This window comes from Nostoc sp. CCY0012, assembly GCF_963920855.1.
Classification (GTDB): Bacteria; Cyanobacteriota; Cyanobacteriia; order Cyanobacteriales; family Nostocaceae; genus Cyanocohniella.
Map to the genome: position 1 here is coordinate 1 of NZ_CAWUDM010000168.1, position 9,013 is coordinate 9,013.

The 9,013-nt window shown below is 43.4% G+C and carries 10 protein-coding genes and 1 tRNA gene; 8 read left to right on the plus strand and 3 right to left on the minus strand.

The features are described 5' to 3' along the window. The first annotated feature begins 331 nt into the window (after positions 1–331). The 5 genes from ACM0OS_RS27270 to ACM0OS_RS27290 all read left to right on the plus strand — a co-directional run bounded on the left by ACM0OS_RS27270 (position 332) and on the right by ACM0OS_RS27290 (position 2,815). A complete protein-coding gene (locus ACM0OS_RS27270; RefSeq protein ID WP_414546310.1) occupies positions 332–604 on the plus strand; it encodes a hypothetical protein in 273 nt (90 codons plus the stop codon). Positions 605–625: 21 nt separating this feature from the next. Then, the gene (locus ACM0OS_RS27275; protein WP_414546311.1) at positions 626–1,303 is read left to right on the plus strand and encodes an ABC transporter ATP-binding protein; all 678 of its coding nucleotides are present in this window, start codon (positions 626–628) and stop codon (positions 1,301–1,303) included. Between the two features lie 231 nt (positions 1,304–1,534). Next, on the plus strand, positions 1,535–2,086 hold the full coding sequence (locus ACM0OS_RS27280; RefSeq protein WP_414546312.1) for an NYN domain-containing protein: 552 nt from the start codon (positions 1,535–1,537) through the stop codon (positions 2,084–2,086). A 173-nt stretch (positions 2,087–2,259) separates the two neighbouring features. Beyond that, positions 2,260–2,331: transfer RNA gene (locus ACM0OS_RS27285), tRNA-Asn, on the plus strand. Between the two features lie 97 nt (positions 2,332–2,428). Next, entirely contained in the window at positions 2,429–2,815 is a 387-nt protein-coding gene (locus ACM0OS_RS27290; protein ID WP_414546313.1) for a hypothetical protein, read from the plus strand. A gap of 90 nt (positions 2,816–2,905) precedes the next feature. On the opposite strand, the gene ACM0OS_RS27295 is transcribed toward ACM0OS_RS27290, so the two are convergent. Next, a complete protein-coding gene (locus ACM0OS_RS27295; RefSeq protein WP_414546314.1) occupies positions 2,906–3,763 on the minus strand; it encodes a M56 family metallopeptidase in 858 nt (285 codons plus the stop codon). Beyond that, the gene (locus tag ACM0OS_RS27300; RefSeq protein ID WP_414546315.1) at positions 3,763–4,185 is read right to left on the minus strand and encodes a BlaI/MecI/CopY family transcriptional regulator; all 423 of its coding nucleotides are present in this window, start codon (positions 4,183–4,185) and stop codon (positions 3,763–3,765) included. The genes ACM0OS_RS27295 and ACM0OS_RS27300 overlap by 1 nt, the downstream gene beginning before the upstream one ends. 281 nt (positions 4,186–4,466) lie before the next feature. On the opposite strand from ACM0OS_RS27300, the gene ACM0OS_RS27305 reads away from it, so the two are divergent. Together ACM0OS_RS27305 and ACM0OS_RS27310 are read left to right on the plus strand one after the other, a co-directional pair. Beyond that, the gene (locus ACM0OS_RS27305; RefSeq protein ID WP_414546316.1) at positions 4,467–5,201 is read left to right on the plus strand and encodes a 2-phosphosulfolactate phosphatase family protein; all 735 of its coding nucleotides are present in this window, start codon (positions 4,467–4,469) and stop codon (positions 5,199–5,201) included. Positions 5,202–5,331: 130 nt separating this feature from the next. Further along, the gene (locus ACM0OS_RS27310; protein WP_414546317.1) at positions 5,332–5,898 is read left to right on the plus strand and encodes a Uma2 family endonuclease; all 567 of its coding nucleotides are present in this window, start codon (positions 5,332–5,334) and stop codon (positions 5,896–5,898) included. A 77-nt stretch (positions 5,899–5,975) separates the two neighbouring features. Here ACM0OS_RS27310 and ACM0OS_RS27315 read toward each other — a convergent pair whose 3' ends face one another. Beyond that, on the minus strand, positions 5,976–8,423 hold the full coding sequence (locus ACM0OS_RS27315) for an ATP-dependent Clp protease ATP-binding subunit (RefSeq protein WP_414546318.1): 2,448 nt from the start codon (positions 8,421–8,423) through the stop codon (positions 5,976–5,978). Between the two features lie 234 nt (positions 8,424–8,657). On the opposite strand from ACM0OS_RS27315, the gene ACM0OS_RS27320 reads away from it, so the two are divergent. Next, positions 8,658–8,954, plus strand: a complete 297-nt coding sequence (locus ACM0OS_RS27320) for a DUF3288 family protein (RefSeq protein WP_414546319.1) — start codon at positions 8,658–8,660, stop codon at positions 8,952–8,954. Positions 8,955–9,013 lie beyond the last annotated feature (59 nt).

The following is a 9,013-nucleotide window of genomic DNA, read 5'->3' on the forward strand; positions in this document are numbered from 1 at the left end:
TAGTACGTCAAACCACCCTCTTGTACTGGGGGCGCGTCCTACTGCGATGGTCATTAGAACAAATCTCCAAATCTTATAAGTACAAATCTGCTGGTAGACTGGCTTTTTACAGCTATCTATATGCAGAAAGTTAACCAGATTGTCAATCTAGTTTACAAATTTTTACCGACTCTCATAATTATAAGTGTAAATCGCTAATTTTTCCAGTAATTTTTTTCAAAAGGAGATTGGGTACTAGGTACTAGGAAAATTCTTCTCTCATCCCTAATCCCCAATTCCTCATGCCCTGACGCTAAAATGAGTCCTACAGTTATGTTTTGATTAATCCTAAATGTTTACCATCGACTTAAGTCTCAGAAACACTGCCTTTCCTATCTCTGTACAACGTAAATCAGCAGAGGATGCTGAAGCAGTTTATCAGCTAATTTTGGCAGCGATGCGCTCTGGTAATCCTGACCTTGTGGAACTGAAGTGTGAAGGTAAGACAGAAAAGAAAATTGCTGTGCGTGCTAGTGAAATTTCTGGGGTACAAATTGTTCAAAAAGATGGTACCAGTACCAGTAGCGGCAGACCACCAGGCTTTTTTGCCGTAACCGCTGAATAAGTGAATAACTAAGGTATACACATGGCGGAAGCGGGCATTGAAGTTAAAGATTTACGCTTCAGTTGGCCTAATGGCGAGACGGCTATCCAATCTTGCTCTCTGGAAGTACCTGTGGGTGAATTTTGGATGCTTTTGGGTACAAATGGCAGTGGTAAATCAACATTACTCCGACTGCTGGCGGGGCTATTAGCTCCCCAGTCCGGGGAAATTCGGGTTTTACATCCGGTTGGCTTTGTCTTTCAAAACCCTGATCATCAATTAGTCATGCCCACAGTTGGTGCTGATGTGGCTTTTGGTCTTGTGGAAGAAAAATTGCCGCCTGCTACGGTGAGGGATAGAGTAGAAGAGGCGCTGGGGGCAGTCAATTTGTCGGCTTTACAACTACGCCCTATTTATGCACTGAGTGGAGGACAAAAACAACGCGTCGCCATCGCTGGTGCGATCGCCCGGCGTTGTGAAATCTTATTGTTAGATGAACCCACAGCTTTACTCGATCCAGATAGCCAAATGGATTTAGTGGCTGGTGTCCGTCGCTTAGTGAAAAGTCGCGGTATTACAGCTCTATGGGTAACTCATCGTCTAGATGAGTTAAATTACTGTGACGGTGCTTTTTTATTAGAAAAAGGCTTTTTGGTAGATAGAGGTGAACCTCAGCGTCTCAAACAACGTTTAATGACTCTAGAAGATGAAACTTCTTAAACAGTCAATTTCTACTAATTCTTTTTCTTCAGTTAATTAATCAATAATTAATCACAATTACAGCGCGCCTTAAACGGGCGCGTTTCCTTTTGATAAAGCTTTTGCACGTCCAATTTTGCTAGCATCTCGCATTTTTTGCTGTTATGTAACATAGTGTTACAAGCAGTGCTTCAATTACTATAAAACTTATGAATGGATTTTGTTAACTCTAGATAACTGTGATTAAAAACCATGCCTCGTCCATTACTCCGAGCCGTTTTGTTAGTAGACGGCTACAACATCATTGGCGCTTGGCCTTGCCTGAAAAAAACCCGTGATCAAGCAGGATTAGAGGCAGCACGCTGGGAATTAGTGGAAGCGATGACTAGTTACAGCTCATTTCAAGGTTATGATACGCAAATAATTTTTGATGCTCAATATCATAAAGCCTCTAGCAATCAAGAAATTATTACAGAACTTTTATCAGTTCATTACACTGATTTTGGGCAAACAGCAGATACTTTTATTGAAAAATCCTGTGCATCTTTGCGTTATCAAATAGCCCAATCTCTGATTGCTCGCGTGATTGTGGCAACATCAGACCGCGCACAGCAGTTGATGGTACAGGGGTATGGGGCTGAATGGTTATCGGCACAACAACTGTGTGGTGAGGTAGAAACCACAGTTTGTCGGATGCGACATAAATATCAAAAACGTCAACAACCTAAAGGTAGGTTTTTAGCCAACTCTATTGACGCTAAAGCACGGCAGCGATTAGCGGAATTGCGGATGGGATTACAGTAGGGACTAGAAGCTAGGGGCTAGAGTGGTATACTCTCTCGTTCAAAAGTCTCAAACCATTATATAGCAGGGTTTATGGTTGGAATTTTATAAAAATTTAGCATATACGAAAAAAAGTTTGGGAAAGTACTTGCCAAATCTTATGTGTTGGGTTTAATATTAGAAACTGTGAGCGTTCCTCAGTAGCTCAGTGGTAGAGCGATCGACTGTTAATCGATTGGTCGCTGGTTCGAATCCAGCCTGGGGAGTTTAAAAAAATATAAGTTAAAGTAAAGAGTTAGATTAGCTAACTTGCATTTTTGTTTAGTAGTCAGTTAATCAAGTGCGATCGCAGATAGAATACAAATGTCTTCTTGTGGTAATCTTTCACAAACCCAATCACAAGATGGTCGCATGAAAAGCATTTTTTACCAGAAATTTTCCAGCCTAACCATAGCTAAATCGATAACTCTGGTTATGGCAGTTTTAGTGGTTAGTGTACCATTTGCTGCTAAAGCCAGTCAGCCGATAATCAACGGTGCAATTAACCCCAGAGAGCCAAACTTTTTTACACGGGGTAGAGAGCAATTTGAGAAAGAAATTCAACTTTTGCTAAACAGAAGCCGTTCTGCTTTAGATACACCCCTAAAAATAAAAATTCATCCTCAACAACAGCAGCGGATACAAGAGCAACTCACGCCACTAGAAAAGCGTCCTGATTCACCGAGTCATCCTCATGAATCTCAAAATTAGTTCCTATCAGTCTGAGGATTTGGCATGAATCACTGGGTGCCTTAGTGTGTAGCGCCAGACTCTTGTTTTAATGTGACCTAATTTGCCAATTTATGTATGAAATATTACAGTCACTAGTGGTATAAACGCCAGAAGAAAACTATTCCAGTACTGCCAGTTAATTTCTGGTGTGGGTTCTGGTGGTGCTAATAAAGCTTCTATTCTCTGTTCTAAGCGTAGCTTGCCGTCGTAGGTATCGCCTCCACTAGACCCTAAAGCTGCACAGCAAATTTCTGATGATACACTGCTGTTACTCACCACCATCAGTAACGACTCTGCCAGCAAAAGCGGGTCTGCTTGTGACGCGGCGTAACTGTCAGCACGTAATTCACGCAAAGCTAAGAGTTCTTCCCACAAAACATCTGTATTGGGTAACCAACTGGTACAGGCGCGTACCCAACCCAGCCAGAAAAACCAAAATGTGTCGCGGTAATGATAATGTCCTTGTTCATGTGCCAAGACACTATCTACATGCTCTGGGGAGAGGGTTTGCAGTAATCCTTGACTAACTACTAGTTCTGGATGCCAAAAGCCAATTTGACCAGCAAACGGTGCGTCTGTGTTCAGTAACCTAACTTGTTTACCTGCAAGATGCACCAAAGGAGATTGACGAGCAGATTCCACAGATTGCCAACCTTGGAAAGCCAATTTAATACATAAAACGGCAAAAAAAGCTAGGCAAGTTAACGCAAATTCATAGCTTAACCAGCCAGTATGTACCCCACCCATATTGCCTTGGGGCCCCATAAATAAAACAGCGATCGCCGTCATAAAAATTAACAATGGCGGAAAGAGAAATAAAAATAGCGATCGCCGCCACCGGACACCCCAGTTACCTTGGAGATGATTCCCAGAGCATCTTAAACTCCAAGCAACTGTCAAAGCAGTCAAAATCATCATCAAATGCATTATTGTTGTTCCTCCCTGGCTTGGCGTGCGGCTTGAATGCGTTTAGCGATCGCTTCTAATTGCTCGCTGGCGGCTTCATCTAGACTATCAGCAAAGGCAGCAATAACATCAGGGTTGCCCACTGCTAAAAACCGTTGTAACTGGTCGTGGGCCTTAATTACCTGTGCTTGCTGCTTTGTCAACTTGGGTTGCCAATAAAATGCCCGTCCTTGTTTGTTGCAGGTTAACCAACCCTTATCTGTCAGGCGGCGCAGGACTGTGGTGACAGAAGTGTAAGCTAATTCTCGGTTCGGGTCAGAGAGAATGCGATCGTGAACATCCTTGACTGTAGCTGAACCCAATTCCCAGATGATATTTAAAATTTCTGCTTCCAAAGGGCCTACAGACAGTTGTTTGGGGCGATAGTCAGGTAAAGGTGCCATATTGATTTTGTCACAGATTTTAGATGTTGGATCAGCGGATGAGATGCAAAAATTCCGGTTCTATTTGCCAAGCTGAGACTGCGTAAAAGACTGTTTTAGCAGGTTGATTCTGTTTTCAGATTACCGCTGTTTGTGTCCCTTGGCTGCAAATCTCCGGTCTAAGATAATGAATACTCTTGCCTAAAGATAAGAAATCCTCTGACTTTAACTGTGATTATGGTGAATGACACCAATTAGAATGTACTCTCGGTAACAGTATTTAGAGCAGGTGTATCCAGCGCGTGAAGCTATTCATATACCACACTCCGGAATTGACTCCCACGGACAAAACTCCAGACTGCGCGATCGTAGTTGATGTTTTGCGAGCTACTAGCACAATAGCCACTGTCTTGGCATCTGGAGGCGAAGCTGTGCAAGCTTTCAGTGACTTAGATCAACTAATTGCAGTCAGCGAAAAATGGCCATCAGAAAAACGACTGAGGGCTGGAGAACGCGGCGGCGCTAAGGTAACTGGCTTTGAATTAGGTAATTCTCCCCTCGACTGCACACCGGAAGTAGTCCAGGGGCGACGTTTGTTTATTAGTACCACCAATGGGACTCGCGCCTTACAACGGATACAACACTCCCCAACTGTCATCGCCGCAGCTTTGATTAACCGGGCGGCGGTGGTGCATTATCTCCTGGAAAAACAACCAGAGATAGTGTGGATTGTCGGTTCCGGTTGGGAAGGCAGTTTTTCGTTAGAAGATACAGTATGCGCCGGGGCGATCGCTCATAGTCTTGTAGAAAAGTCTCAATTATCCCCAGATGATTTAGCTGGTAACGATGAGTTAATTAGTGCGATCGCTCTTTACTCCCAGTGGCAAAATGACTTATTGGAATTATTCCACCAAGCTAGTCACGGTAAAAGGTTATTACGTCTTGAAGGTCATGAAGATTTAAAATATTGCGCTCAAATCGATATTTTAGATGTCTTGCCTATACAGCAAGAACTGGGGGTGTTAAAAAGCCAATAATTAAAAGATTGTTGCTGCTGTTTGAATATGCCTCCTTCTGGTTTCAACTGGAAAAAGGGTTAGTTCAATCAGTCAGTAACAATCCAACTACTGCTAAACTGAGGACAAATCTTTTGAGGATTGAGGAGCCATGAGTGCTACCACTGCTCAACCTCTAACACTAAAGGAGTTTTTGCAGATCCCAGAAACTAAGCCTGCTAGTGAATATATCAATGGAGAAATCATCCCTAAACCAATGCCGAAAGGGAGACACAGCAGGTTACAAGGAAAACTCTGTGCAGCCATAAATCAAATAGCTGAGGAACCGAAAATTGCGTATGCTTTTTCTGAATTACGTTGTAGTTTTGGAGGACGTTCAATCGTACCAGATGTAGCTGTATTCAGATGGAAAAGTATCCAGTTTACGGCTGATAATCAAGTTCCAGATAATTTTAATCTTCCACCAGACTGGACAATTGAGATTCTGTCACCAGAACAAAAGCCTAACAAAGTTATTGGAAATATTCTCCATTGTTTAAAATATGGCAGTAATTTAGGATGGTTTCTTGACCCTGATGACTGGAGTATTTTAGTATTTTTACCTGGACAACAACCAGAACTACTTCAAGGAGAAGATTGTTTACCTGTTTTACCAGAAATTGACTTGACGCTAACTGTTAATCAAGTTTTTAGTTGGTTGAAAATGGGGGTTAAATAAAAAGCCCCTGATATCTCTACCAGGGGACAATTTTATGTTAGTAAATTACTTGCTAAAAAACTAAGATGCTATGCACTTTAATTAGCATTAGCTAATAGTAATTCGCGTTTTTCTGACCCTTGTATTCTCACCTGATTGTCGTCATCAACATCCACAATGGCTGTGATTCCATCGCGGACTTCACCAGATAACATTGCTTCGGCCAGAGGATCTTCTAACAGGCGCATAATTGCCCGACGTAACGGTCTAGCACCGTAGCTGGGGTTATAGCCTTCTTCGACTACACGCTCTTTAAAGCGGTCTGTAACTTCGAGGATGATGCCTTTTTCAGTTAAACGGCTAGCAACTTCACGCAGCAAGATGTCAGCAATTTGTTTGACTTCATCCTTGGAAAGTTGAGTGAAGACGATAATGTCATCCAAGCGGTTGAGAAATTCAGGACGGAAGTAAGCCTTCAGTTCCTCATTAACTAAGTTACGAATGCGGTTGTAGCTAGCATCGGCTTGAGTATCGAAATCAAAGCCTAAACCGCCGCCACCTTTTTCAATTACCTTAGAACCAATGTTGGAAGTCAGAATAATTAGCGTGTTCTTGAAGTCCACTTTCCGACCTTTGGCATCGGTAAGATGACCGTCATCCAAGAGTTGCAGCAACATATTGAATACATCGGGGTGCGCTTTTTCAATTTCGTCGAATAGCAGCACTGTGTATGGTCTACGCCGCACCGCTTCGGTCAATTGTCCACCTTCGTCGTATCCTACGTAACCAGGAGGTGAGCCAATAAGTTTGGATACGGTATGTCCTTCCATGTATTCGGACATATCCAGGCGAATCATGGCTTCTTCAGCACCGAAGAAATATGATGCCAAGGATTTTGCTAATTCTGTCTTACCAACTCCGGTAGGCCCAGAGAAGATAAAACTAGCAATTGGGCGATTGGGATTCTTTAACCCCACTCTGGCGCGACGGATGGCGCGAGATACGGCTGTAACTGCTTGTTCTTGGCCAATTAGGCGTTCGTGGAGTGTGTCTTCTAGGTGTAACAGCAACTCTGACTCAGATTCAGTGAGTTTGTTGACTGGTACGCCTGTCCAGGAAGCGACGATTTGAGCAATGTCTTCCTCATCCACAACGGGAGGTGGGACAGCTTTATCGGTGTGCAGTTCTGCTTCCAGTTTGATTTCTTCGTCGCGCAGTTCTCCAGCTTTGTCAAAATTCTGCATTCTGACTGCTTCTTCTTTGGCTTTAGTCACACCGACTAGTTGCTGTTTGAGTTCTTTATTAGCAGAAATGCGAGAGTTGCGTAGCCGCACGCGAGAACCAGCTTCATCAATTAAGTCAATGGCTTTATCTGGTAAAAAGCGATCGCTTATGTAACGATCTGACAATTGGGCTGCTGCTAAAACAGCTTCATCAGAAATATGGACTTTATGATGCTGCTCATAAGCACCGCGTAAGCCGTAAAGAATATCAACGGTTTCCTCTACCGATGGTTCGCCAATTAAAATTGATTGGAAACGGCGTTCTAAGGCTGCATCACGCTCAATGTGTTGACGGTACTCATTCAGGGTAGTTGCACCGATGCACTGGAGTTCTCCCCGTGCTAAGGCAGGTTTGAGGATATTTGCTGCATCTAAACCGCCTTCTGTACCACCAGCGCCAACTAAGGTATGAACTTCGTCAATTACCAGAATGATATTGCCAGCAGAACGGACTTCTTCGACAATTTTCTTCAGGCGTTCTTCAAAGTCGCCACGAAAGCGAGTTCCAGAAACTAGTGATCCCATATCTAGGCTGATAACTTGCCTATCTAGCAAAATTTCCGGCACATCTTGATTGACAATACGTTGTGCTAGACCCTCTGCGATCGCAGTTTTACCAACTCCTGGTTCACCAATCAATACTGGGTTATTTTTCGTGCGGCGACCGAGAATTTGAATGGCACGCTCAATTTCTTTGGCCCGACCAACTACAGGGTCAAGCTTACCTTCTTGCGCCATTTTGGTGAGATTTCTGCCATATTCTTCTACGCTCAGGTTTTGGGTGCGTTTTGCACTACCACCACCACCAGAGAAAACAGAGGCAGATACGCCTTCACCTAAACGACGAATGACTGCGGTACGAACACTCTTGAGGTCAACTCCTAGATTTTGTAGCACTTTGGCGGCGACGCCTTCACCGGCCTCGGTCAATCCCAAGAGTAAGTGTTCAGTGTTGATGTAGTTATGTCCCAGACTATTAGCTTCTCTAAACGATTGCTCGAATAAGCTTTTCACCTTGGGGGTAAAAGGAATTTCTGGTGGTACAAAACCAGAACCTCTACCGATAATCCTTTCTACTTCCCGACGTGCTTCTTTGAGAGTAACGCCCAATTCGGCCAGCACTTTAGCAGCAACCCCAGTTCCTTCTCCAATCAAACCCAGGAGAATTTGTTCAGTTCCTACAAAATTGTGTCCCAGGCGACGGGCTTCCTCCTGAGCTAGCATAATTACTTTAATGGCTTCGGAAGTGAAGTGTTCAAACATAGCGGGTTATTGCTCCCTTGCTGCTTGGACTTTGGGTGAGATAAATCAATTCACCCTCATTTAAACTTTCTTGTATTTTCTTAAAGATAATGTATCTTTATTTAACATGTAATGGCAGTGGTGAGAGCCGTATGGGATCAGGTGTGGTTGCCGTCTTCATTCATTATGGCGCGAAGGCAAGACTCTGAACTCTAGATTTTGGTTGAATTAATAATCCCACTAAAGGTATAAACTATGTCTGAATTACACGGAAGTAAAGATCAACAACACCCACTTTACAACCGCGATCGCCCCTCTATTGATATTTTACTCGCTCAAGAGCCAACGGACTACAATTTAGCCGAATTGGCTAGGCTACGGATTCGTTATCAAGGCTTTCCCGGAGCCAGAGACATTCAAAAAGATTTAGATAAAGTCTTACAGCAGTGGGGTTTAACGGAAGCTGAACTTTTGGAAAAAACTCGCCAAATGCATGATAAGGGAGGAATTTATAAAAGTCGCGGCAAAAAGGAAGAACAGGATTGGAATTAGAAATAGGGAGTGGGGAGTAGGGAGTAGGGAGTAGGGAGTGGGGAGTGGGGAGTGGGGAG

Bases quoted from the DNA above. Each gene is read 5' to 3' on its own strand.
- ACM0OS_RS27270 (WP_414546310.1), top strand. From the start codon at position 332: ATGTTTACCATCGACTTAAGTCTCAGAAACACTGCCTTTCCTATCTCT.
- ACM0OS_RS27275 (WP_414546311.1), top strand. From the start codon at position 626: ATGGCGGAAGCGGGCATTGAAGTTAAAGATTTACGCTTCAGTTGGCCT.
- ACM0OS_RS27280 (WP_414546312.1), top strand. From the start codon at position 1,535: ATGCCTCGTCCATTACTCCGAGCCGTTTTGTTAGTAGACGGCTACAAC.
- ACM0OS_RS27290 (WP_414546313.1), top strand. From the start codon at position 2,429: ATGTCTTCTTGTGGTAATCTTTCACAAACCCAATCACAAGATGGTCGC.
- ACM0OS_RS27295 (WP_414546314.1), bottom strand. From the start codon at position 3,763: ATGCATTTGATGATGATTTTGACTGCTTTGACAGTTGCTTGGAGTTTA.
- ACM0OS_RS27300 (WP_414546315.1), bottom strand. From the start codon at position 4,185: ATGGCACCTTTACCTGACTATCGCCCCAAACAACTGTCTGTAGGCCCT.
- ACM0OS_RS27310 (WP_414546317.1), top strand. From the start codon at position 5,332: ATGAGTGCTACCACTGCTCAACCTCTAACACTAAAGGAGTTTTTGCAG.
- ACM0OS_RS27315 (WP_414546318.1), bottom strand. From the start codon at position 8,423: ATGTTTGAACACTTCACTTCCGAAGCCATTAAAGTAATTATGCTAGCT.
- ACM0OS_RS27320 (WP_414546319.1), top strand. From the start codon at position 8,658: ATGTCTGAATTACACGGAAGTAAAGATCAACAACACCCACTTTACAAC.